17 protein-coding genes and 1 pseudogene are annotated in these 17,854 nt (G+C 70.6%); 7 read left to right on the forward strand and 11 right to left on the reverse strand.

Features of this window, described 5'->3' with window-relative positions:
• Window positions 1-181: 181 nt before the first annotated feature.
• The gene (locus WMF39_RS45490) at window positions 182-1,270 is read left to right on the forward strand and encodes a LacI family DNA-binding transcriptional regulator (RefSeq protein ID WP_437742669.1); all 1,089 of its coding nucleotides are present in this window, start codon (window positions 182-184) and stop codon (window positions 1,268-1,270) included.
• 316 nt (window positions 1,271-1,586) lie between these two features.
• Window positions 1,587-2,753, forward strand: coding sequence for a protein-glutamine glutaminase family protein (locus tag WMF39_RS45495; RefSeq protein ID WP_437742670.1), 1,167 nt, complete (start codon window positions 1,587-1,589; stop codon window positions 2,751-2,753).
• Between the two features lie 16 nt (window positions 2,754-2,769).
• Here the strand turns inward: WMF39_RS45495 and WMF39_RS45500 are convergent, their stop codons facing one another.
• Both WMF39_RS45500 and WMF39_RS45505 read right to left on the reverse strand, forming a co-directional pair.
• Window positions 2,770-3,126: a hypothetical protein gene (locus WMF39_RS45500; protein WP_437742671.1), complete on the reverse strand. Its 357-nt coding sequence runs from the start codon at window positions 3,124-3,126 to the stop codon at window positions 2,770-2,772.
• A 76-nt stretch (window positions 3,127-3,202) separates the two neighbouring features.
• Entirely contained in the window at window positions 3,203-5,773 is a 2,571-nt protein-coding gene (locus WMF39_RS45505) for a diguanylate cyclase (RefSeq protein ID WP_437742672.1), read from the reverse strand.
• Between the two features lie 412 nt (window positions 5,774-6,185).
• Here WMF39_RS45505 and WMF39_RS45510 point away from each other — a divergent pair, with 412 nt between their 5' ends.
• The 4 genes from WMF39_RS45510 (at window position 6,186) to imm31 (ending at window position 8,124) form a co-directional block, all read left to right on the forward strand.
• Window positions 6,186-6,713 carry a hypothetical protein gene (locus WMF39_RS45510; RefSeq protein WP_437742673.1) on the forward strand — a complete coding sequence of 176 codons (528 nt, stop codon included), beginning with the start codon at window positions 6,186-6,188 and terminating at the stop codon, window positions 6,711-6,713.
• A 129-nt stretch (window positions 6,714-6,842) separates the two neighbouring features.
• Complete coding sequence (locus WMF39_RS45515) at window positions 6,843-7,193, forward strand: hypothetical protein (protein WP_437742674.1); 351 nt, start codon at window positions 6,843-6,845, stop codon at window positions 7,191-7,193.
• Between the two features lie 262 nt (window positions 7,194-7,455).
• On the forward strand, window positions 7,456-7,809 hold the full coding sequence (locus WMF39_RS45520) for a hypothetical protein (RefSeq protein ID WP_437742675.1): 354 nt from the start codon (window positions 7,456-7,458) through the stop codon (window positions 7,807-7,809).
• A gap of 30 nt (window positions 7,810-7,839) precedes the next feature.
• Window positions 7,840-8,124, forward strand: a complete 285-nt coding sequence (gene imm31 / locus WMF39_RS45525) for an Imm31 family immunity protein (protein ID WP_437742676.1) — start codon at window positions 7,840-7,842, stop codon at window positions 8,122-8,124.
• A 337-nt stretch (window positions 8,125-8,461) separates the two neighbouring features.
• On the opposite strand, the gene WMF39_RS45530 is transcribed toward imm31, so the two are convergent.
• From WMF39_RS45530 to WMF39_RS45550, 5 genes and pseudogenes are all read right to left on the reverse strand, one after another.
• Window positions 8,462-8,797: a hypothetical protein gene (locus tag WMF39_RS45530; protein ID WP_437748157.1), complete on the reverse strand. Its 336-nt coding sequence runs from the start codon at window positions 8,795-8,797 to the stop codon at window positions 8,462-8,464.
• 178 nt (window positions 8,798-8,975) lie between these two features.
• A pseudogene (locus WMF39_RS45535) lies at window positions 8,976-9,182 on the reverse strand (DUF6922 domain-containing protein); the annotation flags it as partial.
• 494 nt (window positions 9,183-9,676) lie between these two features.
• Window positions 9,677-10,135 (reverse strand): hypothetical protein, encoded by a 459-nt coding sequence (locus WMF39_RS45540; RefSeq protein WP_437742677.1) that lies wholly within the window; start codon window positions 10,133-10,135, stop codon window positions 9,677-9,679.
• Window positions 10,136-10,529: 394 nt separating this feature from the next.
• On the reverse strand, window positions 10,530-11,555 hold the full coding sequence (locus WMF39_RS45545) for an FG-GAP repeat domain-containing protein (protein WP_437742678.1): 1,026 nt from the start codon (window positions 11,553-11,555) through the stop codon (window positions 10,530-10,532).
• A gap of 444 nt (window positions 11,556-11,999) precedes the next feature.
• A complete protein-coding gene (locus tag WMF39_RS45550) occupies window positions 12,000-12,857 on the reverse strand; it encodes a CPBP family intramembrane glutamic endopeptidase (RefSeq protein WP_437713292.1) in 858 nt (285 codons plus the stop codon).
• 260 nt (window positions 12,858-13,117) lie between these two features.
• Between WMF39_RS45550 and WMF39_RS45555 the strand changes: the two genes are divergently transcribed.
• Entirely contained in the window at window positions 13,118-14,755 is a 1,638-nt protein-coding gene (locus tag WMF39_RS45555) for an ATP-binding protein (protein ID WP_437742679.1), read from the forward strand.
• A 115-nt stretch (window positions 14,756-14,870) separates the two neighbouring features.
• Here the strand turns inward: WMF39_RS45555 and WMF39_RS45560 are convergent, their stop codons facing one another.
• From WMF39_RS45560 to WMF39_RS45575, 4 genes are read right to left on the reverse strand one after another with little or no spacing between them, the layout of a single operon-like run.
• On the reverse strand, window positions 14,871-15,455 hold the full coding sequence (locus WMF39_RS45560) for a Uma2 family endonuclease (RefSeq protein ID WP_437742680.1): 585 nt from the start codon (window positions 15,453-15,455) through the stop codon (window positions 14,871-14,873).
• A gap of 52 nt (window positions 15,456-15,507) precedes the next feature.
• Entirely contained in the window at window positions 15,508-16,263 is a 756-nt protein-coding gene (locus WMF39_RS45565) for a SirB1 family protein (protein ID WP_437742681.1), read from the reverse strand.
• A gap of 34 nt (window positions 16,264-16,297) precedes the next feature.
• Complete coding sequence (locus tag WMF39_RS45570) at window positions 16,298-17,098, reverse strand: polysaccharide deacetylase family protein (protein WP_437742682.1); 801 nt, start codon at window positions 17,096-17,098, stop codon at window positions 16,298-16,300.
• 3 nt (window positions 17,099-17,101) lie between these two features.
• Window positions 17,102-17,662, reverse strand: a complete 561-nt coding sequence (locus WMF39_RS45575; RefSeq protein WP_437742683.1) for a hypothetical protein — start codon at window positions 17,660-17,662, stop codon at window positions 17,102-17,104.
• Window positions 17,663-17,854 lie beyond the last annotated feature (192 nt).

Here is a 17,854-nt window from a genome sequence, read left to right on the forward strand (position 1 = left end):
CAGCCCGCCGGAACGTCAAGGTCGTCGTCGCGTCGGCGCCATCTGGCGGATCCGTAGACCGCTGCCATGGCCACCTCGCGCGCGAGGGACCGCAACCACCGACCGCGTATTCCGCTTCAATACTATGCCTGTGCGTGCTACCGTCAACAGCTAATCCGAATTAGCTGAACGGAGCGCGCGCTTGAACGATCCCCCCGACCCCGACCCGCCGCACGTGCCCGGCCTGCGTCCGGTCCGTATGAAGGACATCGCCGAACAGCTGGGGTTGTCCCAGACCACGGTGTCTCACGTGCTGACGGGCAAGCATGCGAAGTTTCGCATCAGCGCCGCCACGGTGGAGCGGGTCTGGGCGCTGGCCCAGAAGCTGGGGTACCGGACCAACGCCATGGCCCAGGCGTTCCGGGAGCAGAAATCGTACGCGATCTCGCTCGCCGTCGAGGACCTGGCGAACCCGTTCTGGGCCGGGATAGCCGTCGGCGCCGAGCGCGAGGCCGAGCTCCACGGCTACGCGCTCGTGGTGAGCCACCTGGCCGGTAACGCGGGGCGCCAGCGTCGCGCGTTGCAGCTCGTGCACGAGTCCCGGGTGGATGGGCTCATCGTGTCCCCGGTTTCCGGAGGGGATTGCGATCTCATCGAGGCGCACAGGCAGGGACTTCCCTTCGTGCAGATCGACCGGGCGGTCCCGGACCTCGGCGTGGCGTGCGTGCGCACCGATCACGCCGCCGGCTCGGTGCTGGCGCTCCGCCACCTTCTGAGGCACGAGGATCGGTCGCTCGTCTACATCGGCGGCCCGCTCGACATCCCCACCTACAGAGTTCGTCTCGACGGGTTCCAGGCGGAGTTGACGCGGAGCGGCGTCACGGCGGCGGCCATCGAGGAGTTGAAGGAGGCCACCCCGGAAGCGGCCGAGACGCGCATGGTCGAGCTTCTCCAGCGGCTGCGTCGACCTCTGGCCGTCTACGCGGCAAATTTCTGGAGCACTGTCGGGACCCTGCGCGCCATCCGCGCCGCCGGCCTCTCCGTGCCCGACGAGATCGACGTCGTCGGATTCGACGACATCCTGATGGCCGATCTCCTGCGTTATCCCGTCGCGACAGTCGATCAGGACGTCGGCGCGATAGGACGCGAAGCGGTCCGGCTGCTCCTTGAAATGCTGGCGGGCGCCAGGGTCGCGCGAGAGGTCCTGCTCCCTCCTCGCCTCACCGCGCGAACATCGGACGTGTCGCGCGGCGAGAGGCGAGCGCGCGTGCGGCGAGGCCACCGCTCCTGACCGCCCACCACGTCGATCGGTTTTCTGGCGGGAAGGTTCCGTGGGGGCGAACCGTAGCATCCGCGGAGATTCGCGGAGGGCGTGACCACGGATTGCAATCCCTCGGACGGCATGGGCCCAACCTGGGGCGAACGAATAGGCGATTGCGGGACTGCGCCTGCCCTGCGTCTCGCGCCGCCCTCGAGGATCGCCGATGTCCGCCGTGCGGGGACCGCGAGCGGTGCTATGGTGCGCCGCGCCCCGCGGTCCCCGACATGCTCCGAGCGTGACGGCTCCTCTCGGGGTGCATCATATCTTACGCAGGGAGATCAGATTCATGCGACAGTCCTATATTGCTCTTGCGAAAGCGTTGTGTGTCGCGTCGGCGGCCCTGGCCGCCTCGGCCTGTGGAGGCGACGAAGGCGCTTATTCCGATCGGGCTCCCGACATCGAGCGCTCCGACACGGGAGCGCTGCTGGAGGACGCCGCCGACTCCCCGCCGTCCGGCGCGGGCTCGCCGGGTGACGAAGGATCCCCCGGAGGCGGCGCGAGCGCGGCCTGCCAGCTGCCCGACGGTCCGCGCTCGTTCGATGAGCTCAAGGGCCCGCCCGGGAGCCTGGCGGCCGATTGCGTTCCCACGTGGACCGAGGAGCAGCTGAGCTCCGGGTTCGCCGCGATCCGCGACAGCCGGCTGCTCACCATGCCGGAGCAACCCGAGTTTCTGCGGCGGCTCCCGTGGCTCGCGGCCGACAACGGCTGCGAGGAGCGGGCCGAGGCGGCGATCTACTTCTTCCAGCAATGGGACTATCCGACGCCCTACTTCGCCAGGGTCAAGGCAAAGCCGCGCAAGCGGCTGGTCTTCCCGACAGCCAACGAGCCCTCCGGAAGCGTGACGTGGTCCGGCCACGTCGCGCCCGTGGTCCGGGTCGGTGGGCAGCTCATGATCCTGGATGTCGCCATCGATCCGTCGCGGCCCCTCCCGATCGCGGAGTGGCTCTCTCAATTCAGCGTCGCCGACGACATCGACGTCGCGTTGTGCCGCGACCACGCCCTGGGGGAGGGGTGCTTCGACGCTGTGCCCCTGGAGCCGCCGCCGCCCAACCTGAACCCCTATGGCAGCATGTACAACCGGCTCCTGACCGAATGGCGAGTTCAGGAGATCCTCGGGCGCGATCCGTACCGGGTCCTCGGCGACTGTCCGCCGTGGGGCCCCTGCGCCGAGCCGGAGCCCACGCCCGATCCGGGCCTCCCGCCGAGCATCCAGCGCTTTGCGTCGGACCAGTTCGACAGCCTCGTCTGGTATCCCATCTACATCATCGGGGACAATTTCGTCGAAGGCTGGACGACCGTGCGCATCACCGGGAACGGCATCGACGAGCTCGCGCCCATCGACGCCTGCAACATCCGCAGGATCCTGATCACCCAGGAGTATCCGCCCGGCGACTATCAGGTGACGGTGGCAAACGGAGAGCTCGCGAGTCAGGCGGTCCTTCGTATTCAGTGACAATCCGCTTGTCGCTCTAGCGGGGCTTCGTGTCCTTGTCCTCCGGGTCGACCGCGATGCGGAACCCCGGGTCTTCCGGCGTGGGCCCGGCGGGCCGCGTCTCGGGCCCCTCGGCCTCCCCGCGGCCCTCGGAGCGCTCGTCCCGCGGGGGCGCCTGCGCCGGGCCCTTGCTCAGCTCGGCGCCGATCCGGCCGACCACGTTCGTCGCGGCCCGGACGAGCTCGCGCCCGGCGTCGTCGATCGCCCTGCCGACGTTCGTGCTGTCGAGGTCCTTGCGCAGGTCCACGGCCGTCTTGCGCGCCGCGCGCCAGAGCAGGCTCAGCCCCTGCTTGAGATCCTCCCTGGGGTCGTCTCGATCGGGGTCCGAGCTCATCGCGCCTCCTTGGCTTCGGTTTCGCCGAGGAGGCTTATGTTCCCGCCGCGCCTGCGCCGCAAGCGGCGCGCAGACCTCAGGCGGCCGTCTTCGGCTTGCTCGTGGGATCGACGTCCGGCGGGCGCCTCGGCTTGCTCCGAGGCTCGGCCTCGCCGGGCGCCTTCCCCGGGGCCTGCGCGGCGACCGAGGCGCGCTTCCCGGCGGACGGCGCGCCGTCCTGTCCCGGGGCCGCCGGGGCGCCGCCTGCGCCGCCCGTCACGGCCGGCCTGCGCTGCGGCGCGGGCGCCCCTGCCGCGGGCTTCGCCGCCGCAGCCCTGGCCGCCGCGGCCGTCGCCGGGGACCGCGCCGTCGCGGGCGCCGCGTGCCTCGCCGCGGCGGCCGCCTCTGCCGCGTGCCTCGCCGTGGCCGCCGCCTCCGCTGCCTGCTTCGCCGCGCCGGTCGCGTCCGCCGCGTGCTTCGCCGGAGCGCCCGCCTCCACCGCGGGCGGATGCGCGCTGTTCGAGCGCACCGCCGGCGACCACGCCGTGGAGCGGTTCCGGCCCGACCGCTTCGACACGTAGAGCGACTCGTCCGCGGCCTTGAAGAGCTCCTCCCACGTGCTGCCCGCCTCGGGGTAGGTGGCGATCCCGATCGAGCAGGTCACCTGGCACTGCACAGGCCCGTTGCTCCCGGCCGCGTGGAACGTCGTCCTGCCGAGCTCCTCGCGCACGCGCTCTGCGAGCAGCATCGCGCCGCGCGCGTCCGTCTCCTCGCAGATCACGACGAACTCCTCCCCGCCGAAGCGCGCGACCGCGTCGGTCGTCCGCTTCGCGCGCCGGAGGACGTCGCCGAGCCCCTTGATGATCACGTCGCCCACGTCGTGGCCGTACGTGTCGTTCACCTTCTTGAAGTGGTCGATGTCGGTGACGAGCACCGAGAGCCGCCGCGAGAACCGCCGCGCCGCGGTGATCTTCTGGTCCGCCACCTCGAGCATCGCGCGCTTGTTGAGCAGCCCGGTGAGCCCGTCCATCGTCGCGAGCTCCTCGAGGCGCCGCACCATGCGCGCGTTCGAGAGCGACACGGCCATGTGGCTGGCGAGGACCTCGAGCGTGCTGCGCACCGAGTCGGTGAATGCCGCGCGCCGCCGCGAGCCGAGGACCAGCGTGCCGAGCGGCCGGTCGTGCACGACGAGCGGGAGCACGATGATCGACGGCATCGACGGCGGCGTGACGCGGCGGGTGAAGACGACCTGCCGCTTCTCGTCGTACTCGCCGCGGTACGGCAGCGGGTGCCGGTTCTGCAGCACCATCGAGACGAGCCCCGCGTTGTGGCGGAAGCGCTGCCCGGTGAGCTCGGCGACGCCGTCGCCGCTGACGGCGCGGATCTCGTGGACCTTCTGCGCCTCGTCGTACAGCGTGACGGCCGCGAAATCGACGGACGTGATCTCGCGGGCGCTCGTGACGCCGGCCTCGATGACGCCGGGCTCGGTCGTGGCGGCGCCGAGCCCCTCGGCGGCGCGGTAGAGCTTGCCCTGCTCGATCTTCGCGCGCTCGAGCTGGACGAAGACGCGCTCGTTCTGGATGGCCCGCACGGCGTAGCGGCACGCCTCGTCGATGAGCTCGAGCTCGCGCGGCGAGAACGGCCGGTCCTCGACGCGATCGACGACGAGCACGCCGCGGAGCTGGCCGTGCTCGAACACCGGCAGCGCGCACACGGCGCGCACCGGGGAGGGGCCGACGTAGTAGGGGAGCTTGTAGCCGGGCTTGAGGCCCCCGAGGACGACCGGCGCGCGCTGGGTGATCGCCGCGCCGAAGACGCCGTCGCCGGAGAGGAACGGGCCCTCGGAGAGGTTCGGCGCGTCGCTCGCGAGCTCGCTGATGCGCAGGTGCGTGCCCGCGTCGTTCTGCCAGAGGAGCACGGCGGTGTAGAGGTCGAGCGACTCGCGCAGCAGGCGCAGGGCGAAGAGCACCGACTGGTGGATCTCCTCGACGCCGGAGCGGGCGAGCCGCTCGTCGTCGCCTTTCTGGCACGCGCCCGCGCCGCGCGCCTGGGCCGGGGCCGAGAGCAGGCGGTAGCTGCGCGCGTCGTCGCGGAGCCGCTCGATCTCGGCCTGGAGGCGGGTATGCGAGGCCTTCCTGACGCGGCCGAGCTCCGCGCGGAGGATGGTGGCGTTCAGCAGCGAGAAGACGGCCATGAAGCCGATGTGCGGCGCGGCCGCGCGCGTGACGTCGAGGAGGCTCGGCGCGCCGCGCTGGGCCGCGGCCGAGCGGACGGCGATCTCGAGGGCAGCGGCGGCGAGCGCGACGAGGAGCGACGCCCCTGGGCGGGCGAACGCGCTCACGAGGGCGATGACGACGTAGAGGGCGGCGTGGGCGTCGCCGTCGAGCGAGCCGTCGAGGCGGAGGACCGCGGCGAACGTGCCGACGAGGAGCAGGGCGCCGACCTCGAGGTCGAGCAGGGCGCTCGCCTCGATGGCGGCGGCGCGCCGCCGCGCCCGCTGGACGAGCGCAACGAGCAGCACGAGCAGCGCGGTCGCGGCCGCGAGCGGCGGGAGCGGCGCGGCCGCGTCGAGGACCACGAGCGCCCCGAGGGCCAGCGCGCAGGCGAGCGGCGCCGCATTGCGCGCGATACGGCGGGCGGTGAGCACGGCGAGCACCAGGTTGGCCATCGGCTCGGATGCCGGTACCAGAGGTCGATCGCCGGGGCCCAGTTCTCTGCCGGCGCAGGGAGCAGGCTGGCCGGTGGGAAGGAAAGGGGCGAGAGTGGAGGAGGGGGTGTGACCTGGAGTTATGGAGGGAGGAGAGTCGAGGGGCCTGGCTCGGATACGCTGAGGCGGGGCAACGATGCTTGTCGCGACGTGCGCGGCTCGACGATCGCCAGCGGGCACCGTGAACGACCCTTGCGGGCGCAACTGAGCTACTCCACGGGACCGTAAACGGCTTATGCGATCCACCACCTCCGGGAAAAGCGACGCTATATCAACTATTTGTCCACGAATTAAAGGCTCCATCTTCACTCCACAGCCACAGACTGCGGGGGGACCCTCGCTGAGATCTTTCGCGCGTGTTAGCATCGCCCGCATGGTGTGGGTGGTCCTCCTGGGTGCGCTCCTCTTCGCGAGCGCTTGCGACAGCACCGTCATCGTTCCCGAAGACGGCAATGACGCGAGCGACGGCGGCGGAACGTCAGCACCAGGCGCCGGAGGCGGCGACGCCAGCAGTTCGTCCTCCTCACCCGGTTGGACGGTGCCGCCGGATCGGACCTACAGCCACATCGATTGCGACGACGACCCCGCCGACCCGACGCTCTTCGTGGAGATCTGGCCGGCGGGCTCCGGCTGTCTGGCCCCGGCGACCATCGTGGACGATGTGCTCGTCTTCGGGATCCTGAGGTGGGACGGGCAACCGGGAACGTTCACGCTCGGTGTCGAGACGCCGCACGGCATGGCGCAGGCCGGCATGGTCTCGCAGCCCGATCCCATCACCGGCACGCTCACGATCGAGCCCTACGTCGGTACGCCTTCGGCGATCGCGTGGGATCTATCCGTGGACGCTGGACGCACCGACCTGTCCGTTTGCGGCCACTTCGACGCCTTCCCGTGCCGGTGAGCCACACTGGCCTTTGACGAACCGCACGTCGAACGAGCCCTCCGCCACGTTGACGTGGACCGCGCACGTGAGCGAAAGGGTAGACTTCAGCAGCTTCGCCGCATGCCCGGTGAGGTTATAGGTATGGCAATGACGGAGACGGAAGCAGTGGCGCGGATGCGATCGTTGTTCGAGTGGTGGATGGCTCCGGAAAATCCGTTGCCGGTGGCACTCGCCGACAAATTCGAGTTCGACTCTGGACTCGGAACGATGAGTGCGGACGACTGGTTGTGGTGGGTGCGCCAGAACCCGGGCTGGGAGGCGGTGCGGGTTTTAGGGCTGGTGGCGTCCTCGACCGGTGGATCCATCGTGTTCGGGGCGACGGACCCAGTGACCAACCTTCGCCACCGGATCTCGTGGTTGGTCATGTGGAACGAGGCAACTTTGACCCGGATCCTGCAGACCGGGGCGACCCTGCCAGAGGAGACGGAGCTTGACTGAACGGGTTTGTCGGGGTTGCGTGATCGTACACGACTGCTGATGAGGTCACCCTCACGTGCTATACGTCGCCGATCTGGAGCGCTATGTATGGAGTCTATCGTGCTTACGGCAAATGGGAGCTGCTTGAGTCCGAGCCGTGAGAGGTGGAGGGGTTGTGGTTTACTATCCAGATTTGAGTCCATGTAACTACTTTGGTCGCTGGCAAGATGTCCTGCGGGCGGTCGGGTGGCATGAGTCAGGGCATTCGTTTACAACAGGTCCTGTGTCAAAGGAGTTTTTTGGGGCGCTGATGCGTCTTCTCTCCAATCCATGGCAGCCTGTTGCTCTTGCGGGACCTCAGCCATGCCCCTACTGCCGCTTCACTGGAGGGTCAGCCCAGCTTCGGTTTGAAGATGTGGAGATCTCTGTCGGGGTGAATAATCTGTTTGTTCCTGCGCGTGACGAAGCTGTGGTGTACATCGCTCCGAGCTTGATCGCGCACTACATTGATGCTCACGACTATTGTCCGCCCGCGGTCTTCCAGGAGGCTGTTCTAGATTGTCCCGAGATGAGGTCTTTTGCGTATTTGAAGAGGATAAAGGAAAATGGTTTGGCGGTCATGCGGCCAGCGGGTTGATATGTTTGAAAGGGGAGAACACGCACGGGTATGGAGCCGAAGTTCGATTTTTACGAGGTTGTATCCATTCTCCCCTGCGACGCAGCGCCGGGGCGGCTGTGGGGCACGTGCGGGGTCGTCGTGGGGCGAGCCTGCGGCGACGGTGGATGGGAGTATGGCATCCAGGCCTTCGCCGACGACAACTGCTGCTGGCAGCTGGAGGAGCGGTGCCTGCGGACGGAGGGACGGAAGATGTCCAGAGATGACGTGTACACAGGCGATGTGATGGGCGTGCGCGTCGATCCAGCGACCGGGAGGGGGTCGCCCCGGACATGAGCGACGTCGGGCCGCCTCGCTGACCACATCCGCTTCCTCAGTGCGGCGCGCTGCGCCAGGCGTTGCCCGGCCATCTCTCCCGCCCGCCCGCCGCCCATTTCACCACCTACCCTGACTTCCCAACTGCCCCGATGGGTCGTTGTCAGCATTCACGCTGAGCGTTCGAGCTCGCCTACTCTCCACTGGCGCGCCCCGCCGTCATCTCCTGGCGCGAGGCAGCCCGCGGCGCTGGCGTGAACACCGTGCGCCCAGCATCACCGCGAACGTTGATGGACCCCAGCGACCGGAACGAACCCTCACGTTCGTCGGAATGCGCAAGCATCCTGACGGCCGTTCCTCATAGTCTTCTGGCAGCATCGCGGATCGAGCCCTCGACACTTCGCCTGATCGTCTTCCAGTCGATATCCCAGTTCATTCGTGGCATCCGTGTCCGCTCGGCGTCGTCGAAGTAGCTGAGAGCGACGAGCACATGGCCAACATCGGCCGTCTGGAAGCGTTGTTGATCGAGCTGCGCATCTGAGAACCAATCGAAGTCAATCGAAGACCTATGGCCCAGGCGCAGCGCCAGGGCGGTGCCGCCGCCGAGGTAAAGGCCGCGAGACGTTGCCGGAGGACCGAGCAGATCCAGGGCCTTCCGTTGTGCTGCGGTGAGGATTCCTCGGTGTAGCTTCATGACCGGTCCTCGAGAACCAAATGGACTTCTTCTTGTCGTCCATCCAAGAACGAACGCTCTTCTCCGGAAGCTCCAGGATGAGCTGCCAGAACCGGAGTTGACGCGGGGCGAGCGCGCGCCCCCTGGTTTTGGTCAGAAAGTCGCATAGCGAGCCGTCTCCCAGCTCGTCCCTGAGCCACCGCCACGTGGACCAGGAGCCGCGACTGAGGAGCCGTTCGATGATCATCGCGCGGTCGGCTTGCCACGTCAGCTCGTCGAAATCGTACTCCCAGAAGAACGGCCGGAGCAGCTCGGGCAGCTTGTCGTTCCCCGAGCGGCGCGCGCGGCCTCTGGTCGGCAGTGTTTCCCCGCGGGGAGCGGGCTTGGGCTCGGACGTCGGGCACACGGTACTGGCGCCTTACCATGGTTGCGACGTGTTCACGCGAACGGTCGCCAGATCTCCCGCCCTGCGAGATCCTCATCGTTCTCCCGTCTCCCCTCGCTCACCCCGCGACCTCCAACACCTCGCCGAGGTGGCGGCGGATGCTTGCCCGCGCCCGGTAGGCCCAGAGGCGGGTCGCCATCTCGGTACACCCGAGCCGCGCCGCGACCTCGTCGAGGCTGTTCCCCTCCTCGGCACCAGCCGGAACGCCTCGACCTGGCGTGCCGGGAGCCCCCCGAGCACCTGCTCGACCGCGCCCGCCATCCGGCGCGCGGCGAGCTTCTCGTCGGGCGGGACCGCGGCGCGCGCGGGCGTGGCGCCGTCCAGCGTGTCGGGCGCGCCGAGCCGCTCGCGCCGGGCGGAGCGCAGATGCTCGATGAACAGGCGGCGCGCGATCATCGCCGCCCAGGGCGCCACGCTCGCGCCGCGCCGGTAGCTCGCGTGCGCTCGTGCGCGGGTCAGCCGACCCGGTGCTCGACGCTAGGCGCCTGGGCCTGCCGGCGGAGCTCGACGTTGAAATGCTGGAGCACCCAGCGCTCCGCGTCGGTCATCGACGAGAAGACCCTGACGGGATGCGGCGGCGGCTTCAGCCAGTTGAGCGCGGTCAGGATGCCGTTCACCAGGCTGGAGTCGCCCACGATGCCGGACGCGAGCAGGTGCGCGCGCGCTTGCCGCTCGTAGTCGGCGTACATCTGCGCGACGGCTCGCCGCTGCACGGCGTTCGGCATGCTGCTGCCGCGCGTGTCGTTGATCAGGCCGAACGGCCCCGACACGATGAGCTGGATCATGCCGCGCATCAGCACGTCCCAATCGTCCTGGGTGTAGTGCTCGCCGGCCCGCATCACGACCAGCGGATAGCGCGAACGATCCAGCTCAATCCCGCGAGCCAAGGCGGCCTCCGTCCCGACGAACGCCACGCTGGACCGAAACGCGGATGGACTCGTACGAGAGGGCTGTCGCGGAGCATGCGGCGGTCATGTACGTCCCGGTCGGTTCAGAAGGGCAGCATTAAAATGAAGAGCAAAGCGATTCGCGGCTGTCAATGACAAATCACGGCGCTGATCCGAGGTGACAAGAATCGCCTGCCCGCCCGCGCCTCCTGGACAGCCACGCTGTATCCATCATTTCTGCGCGCTCCGGAGGGATCGTCGCGGGGGACGGCGGGACACGGACGCAAGTGCCCGAAATTGTTGCCTAACCACGGCTGTGTTGAGCGCCTCCGCCCCCCTCTGCCTCCGCGTCGATGGCGCCAGCGCCGCCGCCAGCGCCGCCGGCGCCGAGACAGAGCCGCGGACGTGGGACGGCGCCCTGTCACCCGCCGTCGTAGGGCCCCGGAAACACCGGCCCCGGCGCGAGCAGCTGAGTGCCGTCCATCAACCAGACAGCCGCCTGGTTCGTTCCTTTGGCGTACCAGAGCACGTCCGCCATGCCGTCGAAATTGCTGTCGGAGGCGGGGCGCGCCTCCCAGCCGCGGCCGAGCGGCCCCGGGATCACCGGCCCTGCCGCGATCACCAGGGAGGCGCCCGCCATCAGCCAGACGGCCATGAGGTTCCGCTCCGTGTCGTTCCAGAGCACGTCCGCCATGCCGTCTCCGTCGTAGTCCTGCGCGGTGACGACGTGAAAGCCGGGGCCGAGCCCCGGGAGGATCGGCCCCGGCGCGAGCAGCTGGGCGCCCTCCATCAGCCAGACGGCCATCAGGCTCTGCTCTTCGTTGTCCCAGATCACGTCCGCCATGCCGTCGCGGTTGAAGTCGCGCGCGCTGCGCGCCACCCAGCCCTGGCCGAGCGGCCCCGGGATGACCGGCCCCGGCGCGAGCAGCTGCGGTCCATTCATCGTCCATGTCGTCATCACGTTCTGATCTTTGTTGTTCCAGATCACATCCCCCATGCCGTCGCGGTTCAGATCGGACACCGCGACCACCTTCCAGCCCTGTCCGAGCGGCCCCGGGAGGATCGGCCCCGGCGAGAGCAGCTGGCTCCCTTCCATCAGCCATATGGCCACCAGGTTCTGGTCGATGTTGCGCCAGAGCACATCCGCCATGCCGTCGGAGTTGAAGTCACCCGCGTTGACCGCCTCCCAGCCCTGGCCGATCGGCCCCGGGATGACCGGCCCCGGCGCGACCAGCTGGGTCCCCTCCATCAGCCAGATCGCCGCCAGGCTCTTCTCGGGATGCTCCCAGAGCACATCCACCATCTCGTCGCGGCTGAAGTCATTCATACGAACGGCCTTCCACCCGTACCTGCTCGCCCGCTGCGTCGCGCGTCCCAGGGACGACGCCGCCGGCTCGGCGGACGAGCGGTCGTGGTCCGGCTCGATGCCCGGCGTGCAGGCCGGCATGGGGTGAATCGCGGCGATCGCGCACAGCGCAGCCCCTGTAGCCGCAGACCTCCTCACACTCGCCTCGCTTGCGGCTCGGGCGCGGGCGCCGACGCCGGCACGGGAGATCCGATCCGGTCCACGATCCTGAGCACGCCGAGCACGTACGCCGGCCGATAGCAAGCGCAAGGCCATCGAGACCATGTTGTGCGCCCGATCTCGGCGTGGTCACCCCATGTTGCCTCATCAGGCCATTCCTCGCTTCCTGCATCGAGGGCGTCATAGGTCTTCTCTGCTCATCGAGCAGGGCGCCCTCCAGGGCGCTGGGCGCGCACCACGTCGGTTGATCTCGCTTCCGGCCGCTGGTCGCCGCCTTCGGAAGAAAAGGCCTTTCGGGACACCGTGACGTCGAGGGAGACAATCCGTTCGGGCCGTTGCGCGGAAGGGTGCCTGTCGCGGAGAGCGTCAGTTGAGGCCGGCGGCGACGCTGGCGAGGCCGACCGTGAGATGGACGGCGGTGACGCCGACGAGGGTGCGGTGGCGCGCGTAAAAGAGGCCGAAGAGGACGCTCGCGGCGAAGGTGATGACCGCGAAGGCCAGCGAGACATACAGGTGGAACACGCCGAAGAGCACCGAGGTGACGACGATGGGCGCGAGGCGCCCGGCGTCGGGCAGGAGCCGCTCGAGCGAGGTCTGGATCACGCCGCGCGCGATGAACTCCTGGAGCAGGCAGTGCGGCCCATAACTCGCGAGGAAGATCGCGAACTCGAGGCCCGAATACCCCGCGACCGAGCCCCAGTCGAGCCACGGCTCGCCGCGCAGGGCCGGCCCCGCGCGGAGCGCGAGGCACGCGGCGAAGGCCATGGCGGCGATGACGAGCGCTTCGCGGAGGCTATGCCGCGCGCCCGAGAGCGTCACGCCGAGCCGCGCGAGCGGCAGCGGCTGCCGCCGGACGAACCACCCGATCGGCACGAGGAGCAGCAGCAAGAAACCCCACGAATAGCCCATCTGGAGCAGCGGCGGCAGATCGGCGCGGATGAGATCCCGGACGAGCTGCGCGACGCCGAAGAGGGCGATGACGACGAAGAAGAACGCCGCGAGCTCCCGGCGCAGCTCCAGGGCGTCCCGACCGCCGCGGCGGAGGAGCTCGATCTCGAGGCGGAGCAGGTCGTGATCGGCGTCGCTCGCCGCAGCCAGCCCAGCGCGCTCGGTCGAGCGGTCGCGCCGGCCGGTCGACGGGCGCGCGTCGCGGGCGGCGGAGCCGGCGAGGAAAGGAACATGGTGTGGGTCGATCACGTCGGAGGAGGATTCGAGCAAGCTCATAAGACTATCCCCATTGAACCAGCCATGATGTCACGCCTCTGGGCGAGCGATCAAGCGCGTAAGAGGTTCGCCGTTGTAACAGCCAGCGTGGTTCGCGTCGTTCACGTTGTTTACGTCGTTCACGTCTGGTTGCCGCGGCGGGTACCAGCGCGGCGCGGCGGGTACCAGGCCGGCGCGGCGGGCACCAGGCCCAGCCGTTCGTCGGAGCGTTGCGAGCGTTGCGCGCGTTGCGAGCTTCGCGAGCTTTGCCATGGGCGCGCATGCCGCTATCAGAGAGGTCGTTCCTCCGAGCCCAGCGCGATGCCGCGGACGAGCGGGCGCCGAGCTGGGCGAGGACGGTACGACAGGGGGCAGACCACACCGTGCGGCTCGGGATCCGGCTTCAACTCTTGTTCGCGCTCGGCGCGCTGCTCCTCCTGGCGTTCGTGCCGCTCTTCTTCGCCGTGGCGAGCCTCACGCGGGCCACGATGAGCGGCGCGCGCGCGTCGAGCGCCCGCGCGATCGGCCGCGCCATCGCCGGGCACGTGGCCGCGGCGCGGACGACCCGCTCCGCCCCGGAGCTCTCGCTCCTGCTAGAGGCGCAGCTCGGCCCGGACGGGGCGTCGGCGATCGGCGTCTACGACGCGGCCGGGGCGCTCTCGGGCCGCGCCGGGGAGCCGGAGATCGCGGCGGCGCTGCCCGCCTCGGTGGAGGCCGGCACGGAGGTGCTGAAGACGGTGCGGACGGCGCGCGGCGATGCGCTCCTGGTGGTCGTCCCGGAGCCTGCGCGCGAGGCGGCGTCTCTCGCGGAGCCGGCGCCCGCGACGTCGACGGGCTCCGTGGCCGTGCTGGTGCCGACCGACCCGTCGACGGTGGCCGCCGCGCCGCTCGTGCGGATCGTGGCGCTCTACACGGGCATCGTGGCGCTGGCGCTGCTCGTGTTCGCGTACATCTCGATGACGCACCTCGTGGTGCGGCCGATCGACGCGGTGTCGGAGGCCGCGCGCCGCGTGGCCGGCGGGGCGCGCGACCTGGAAGTGCCGCGGGCCGGCGCGCGGGAGCTCGCGGAGCTCGGCGCGAGCCTCGCGCTCATGACGGGCCGCCTCCGCGCCGACGAGGAGTCGCTGCGGGCGAAGATCGCCGAGATCGAGCGCTACGCGGCGGACCTGAAGAGCGCGCAGGAGCGGCTTGTCCGCTCGGAGCGGCTCGCGTCCGTGGGGCGCCTGGCGGCGGGGCTCGCGCACGAGATCGGCAACCCGCTCGCGGCGATCCTCGGCCTGCAGGATCTGCTGCTCGCCGGGGGCCTCACGCCGGCCGAGGAGCGCGACTTCGTCGAGCGGATGAAGCGGGAGACGGAGCGGATCCACAAGATCCTGCGCGACCTGCTCGACTTCGCCCGGCCCGCGGCGCGGGGCGCGGCCGAGGCCGGCGACGACGGAGAGGCAGGGCACCTCCCCTCGGGGTCGGTCGCGGAGGCGATCGGCGACGTCGTCTCGCTCGTCACGCCGCAGAAGGCGTTCCGCGCGATCGAGCTCGAGCGGGACGTCGCGCCCGACGTGCCGGCCGTGCCGCTCGCGCACGGGCAGCTCGTGCAGGTGCTCCTGAACCTGCTCCTGAACGCGGCCGACGCGGTGCCGCGCGTCGGGGGGCGCGTGGCGGTGCGCGCGTCGCGGGGCGCGGGCGGGGGCGCGCGGATCGAGGTCGAGGACAACGGGCCGGGGATCGCGGAGGCGGTCCGCGAGACGCTGTTCGAGCCGTTCATCACGACCAAGGAGGTCGGCGAGGGGACGGGGCTCGGGCTCGCTGTGTGCCGGGGGCTCGTGGAGGCGGCCGGCGGGACGATCGGGGTCGAGCGAGGCGCGGACGGCGGGGCGCGGTTCGTGGTGCTGCTGCCGGGGGCGGCCGACGGGCATGGGTGATGGGAGGGCCAACGCGCGATCCCAGGCTCGATTCCACGCGAACGGAGCGATCGGCAGTGGCCCTCGCTTCTCCCGTCTGGCGGCGAGCCCCCGCCCTCCCCTGGGCGGGAGCGCTCTACTCCTCGGCGGCGCCCGGAATCCACCACGAGGCGACCGCGAGCTCTCCGTTGAAGGGCGGTAGCACAGCGCGCTCGTCGTCCTGCGCGGTCGCCGTGAGCGCCGGCCTCCCACCGACCGTCTCGAAGACCTCGACCAGCCGGCGCATCGGGTCCACGATCCAGCTCCAGCCGACGCCGGAGCGCGCGTAGAGCGGCAGCTTCACCGCCACGTCGTCGCGGGCGGTCCGCGGCGACAGGACCTCGCAGCACCAGTCGGGGAGGATGGTCAGCGGGTTCTCGTCCGGCAGCTCGGGGACCCGCTCGACCCGGAAGCCGCACAGGTCAGGCACGGCGAGCCGGCCGCCGGGGAAACGGATCTCCGTCTCGGGCTCGATCCACCAGCCGACGCCGCCGACGTTCGCGTCGAACGGGACGAGGCCGTGCAGGCAGAGCCTGGCCGCGCGGCGGTGGCGCTTCCCGGGCCGCGACATCGTGCGGAGGACGCCGGGCTCCAGGATCTCGCCCGTCAGGTGCTCGGGCAGGGCGCGGATGCTCCGGTAGAGCTCCTCGAAGGTCGGGGGGGTCGTGGCGGGTTGACCCATGCCGACGAGCGTATCCGATCGCGCGCGGTGCGCGAGCGGCGATCGGGCCGCGTCAGTTCACGTCCCGCCCCGCGGACGGCCACGGGCGCTCGCCGCCGAGCTGATCGAGCTCCTTCCGGAGCTCGTCGGTCGGCGCGAGCACCTGCATCCGCTCGAGCACGCTGCGCAGCCGCGACGCGTCCGAGCGGCTCGAGTAGATCGACCGCAGGTTGTTCAGCATGCGCACCAGGATCTGCCGCTTCTGCGCGGGCACGAGCAGCCGCGGCTCCGGATCGCGCGTGGCGCCCGTGGCGCGGGTGTGCAGCGCGCGCAGATCGTCCCGGCCGAGCAGGCGGCCCTCGAACGGGTCGATGAGCAGCACGCCGCCGCGGACCGGCGTCCTCACGAGGAAATGGCCCGGGAACGAGACGCCCTGGGCCTCGAGGCCCGCGCGCCAGCACACCTCGAGGAGGACGACGGCCAGCGTGATGGGGATGCCCGTCCGGCGATCCAGGACCTCGTGGAGGTAGCTGTTCTTCGGGTCGTAGTAGTCCCCGGAGTTCCCGTGGAACCCGAGGTCGCCGTAGAACCAGCGGAGCAGCTGCTCGATGGGGCCGCTGCCCGGCGTCGCCTCCGCGGCGCGCAGGGGGCGATCGACCGCGCGCCGCGCCTCGCCGCCGAGCCGGTCGAGCACGCCGAGGTAGTGCGGGATGTCGAGGCCCGGGTACGCGGCGTCGTCGATGAGGAGCGCCGCCTCGGCGAGGTCGAGCTCATCCTCCGGTCTCCCGGCGATATGCGCAAAGAGCGTCAGACTCACCGGCGCGGCCATCGAACCGAGCGTAGCGCCACCCGACAGAGGTGGTCTAGGCGTCCCGCGCGCCGTCGTCGAGCCACGCGTCGACGCGGACCCCGACCAGGTTGCGCTTCTCCATCGCCGCCAGGATGCGCGGGAGCGCCAGGGGCCCCGCGGGCGCGTGGTCGTCGCGCTCGGCCGCGTCGTGGAGCAGCACGATCGCCCCGTCGCGGAGCCCCGGGATGATCCGCGCCGCCACCCGCCCGGGGTCCGCCCCGGCGAGCCCGTCGAACCCCCGCGCCGACCAGCCGATTACGTCGAGGTCGAGCGCGTCCACCACGCGGGCGATGCGCGGGCTCGTATGGCCGACCGGCGGCCTGAAGAGGGTGGGGCGGGCGCCGGTGATCCGCTCGATGACGTCGAGGTTCTGCCGGAGGTCGCGCTCGACCCGGCGGGCCGAGCGCAGCGAGAAGAGCCGGTCGTGCGCGTGGCTGTGCAGGGCGATGGCGTGGCCGCGCGCCGCGATCTCGCGGACGAGCTCCGGGTGGGCCTCGGCCTTGCGGCCGATGACGAAGAACGTCGCCTTCACGCCCGCCTCGTCGAGGAGCGCGAGGACCGCCGGCGTGTGCTCCGGGCTCGGCCCGTCGTCGAAGGTCAGCGCCACGCCCCGCGCGCCGGGCGGGCCGCGCTTCACGACGTCGACGAACATCCCGAGCCCGAGGAAGAAGACCCCGCACAGGACGAGCGCGAGGTAGCCGGCGATGGCCGCGCCCGCGACCGCCATGGGCACCGGCGCGACGAGCAGCGAGCGCGCGACCAGCGCGAGCGCGCCGAGCGACGCCGCGTAGAGGAGGGCCCGCGCGAACGGCACCGGCTACTTCTTCGCGCGCTTCTTCTCGGGCTCGAGCTCGAGGTCGTCGTCGAGCTCGTCCGCCGCGGCGGAGGCGGCGATGCGCTTGTTGTTGCCCCCGGCCGCCGCCTTCACCGCCGGCTTCGCGCCCGGCTTCTCCTCGTCCGAGGGGTCGTTGTCGGCCTCGTAGAAGCCGCCGAGCAGCGCGGCGATCGCGGCGAGCGACGTGATCGCCAGGCCGCCGAACGTCCCGGTGCTCCCCGCGGCCTCGCCGAGCGACAGGTTCGCGCCCCCGAGCTCGCCGAGCGGCAGCGGCACCGGCACCGTGAGCCACCTGCGCGCGGCGTACATCAGGCCGGCGCCGAGCAGCGCCCCGACGAAGGCCTTCATCCCCGCCTCGATCTTCGCGTCCTTCGCCCAGATGGGCTTGCCCGCGACCAGCCCCACGAGGACCCCGGCGAGCGCCGCGGCCAGGTAGGCGACGATCGCCATGGGCGCGGCGAAGCCGAGCTTCGCCAGCGCGAAGCCCAGCAGGCCCCCCACGATGAGCCCCTTCACAACCCCGAGGATCAGGCGACCCAGCATCAGCTCCATCCTTGGCACGACGCGGGGCGCCGTTCAACATGGCGCAGCGCCATGGCGCCGTTCAAACGCGGCCCCGCGCGGTCGCGTTCCCGGCGCCGTTCCGCGCCGTTCCGTACCGTTCCGCGCCGTTGCGTACCATTCCGCGCCGTTCCGCGCCGTTCCGCGACGTTCCGCAGGGCGCCGCGCTGTGAG

Source organism: Sorangium sp. So ce1504 (genome assembly GCF_051521635.1).
GTDB classification, from domain to species: Bacteria; Myxococcota_A; Polyangia; order Polyangiales; family Polyangiaceae; genus Sorangium; species Sorangium cellulosum_B.

Excerpts from the sequence above, each read along its gene's own strand:
- WMF39_RS45495 (WP_437742670.1), top strand. The coding sequence starts at position 1,587 with ATGCGACAGTCCTATATTGCTCTTGCGAAAGCGTTGTGTGTCGCGTCG.
- WMF39_RS45560 (WP_437742680.1), bottom strand. The coding sequence starts at position 15,455 with ATGGGTCAACCCGCCACGACCCCCCCGACCTTCGAGGAGCTCTACCGG.
- WMF39_RS45545 (WP_437742678.1), bottom strand. The coding sequence starts at position 11,555 with ATGCCGGCCTGCACGCCGGGCATCGAGCCGGACCACGACCGCTCGTCC.
- WMF39_RS45515 (WP_437742674.1), top strand. The coding sequence starts at position 6,843 with ATGACGGAGACGGAAGCAGTGGCGCGGATGCGATCGTTGTTCGAGTGG.
- WMF39_RS45575 (WP_437742683.1), bottom strand. The coding sequence starts at position 17,662 with ATGCTGGGTCGCCTGATCCTCGGGGTTGTGAAGGGGCTCATCGTGGGG.
- WMF39_RS45550 (WP_437713292.1), bottom strand. The coding sequence starts at position 12,857 with ATGAGCTTGCTCGAATCCTCCTCCGACGTGATCGACCCACACCATGTT.
- WMF39_RS45565 (WP_437742681.1), bottom strand. The coding sequence starts at position 16,263 with ATGGCCGCGCCGGTGAGTCTGACGCTCTTTGCGCATATCGCCGGGAGA.
- WMF39_RS45555 (WP_437742679.1), top strand. The coding sequence starts at position 13,118 with ATGCCGCTATCAGAGAGGTCGTTCCTCCGAGCCCAGCGCGATGCCGCG.
- WMF39_RS45530 (WP_437748157.1), bottom strand. The coding sequence starts at position 8,797 with ATGAAGCTACACCGAGGAATCCTCACCGCAGCACAACGGAAGGCCCTG.
- WMF39_RS45505 (WP_437742672.1), bottom strand. The coding sequence starts at position 5,773 with ATGGCCAACCTGGTGCTCGCCGTGCTCACCGCCCGCCGTATCGCGCGC.
- WMF39_RS45510 (WP_437742673.1), top strand. The coding sequence starts at position 6,186 with ATGGTGTGGGTGGTCCTCCTGGGTGCGCTCCTCTTCGCGAGCGCTTGC.
- WMF39_RS45500 (WP_437742671.1), bottom strand. The coding sequence starts at position 3,126 with ATGAGCTCGGACCCCGATCGAGACGACCCCAGGGAGGATCTCAAGCAG.
- imm31 (WP_437742676.1), top strand. The coding sequence starts at position 7,840 with ATGGAGCCGAAGTTCGATTTTTACGAGGTTGTATCCATTCTCCCCTGC.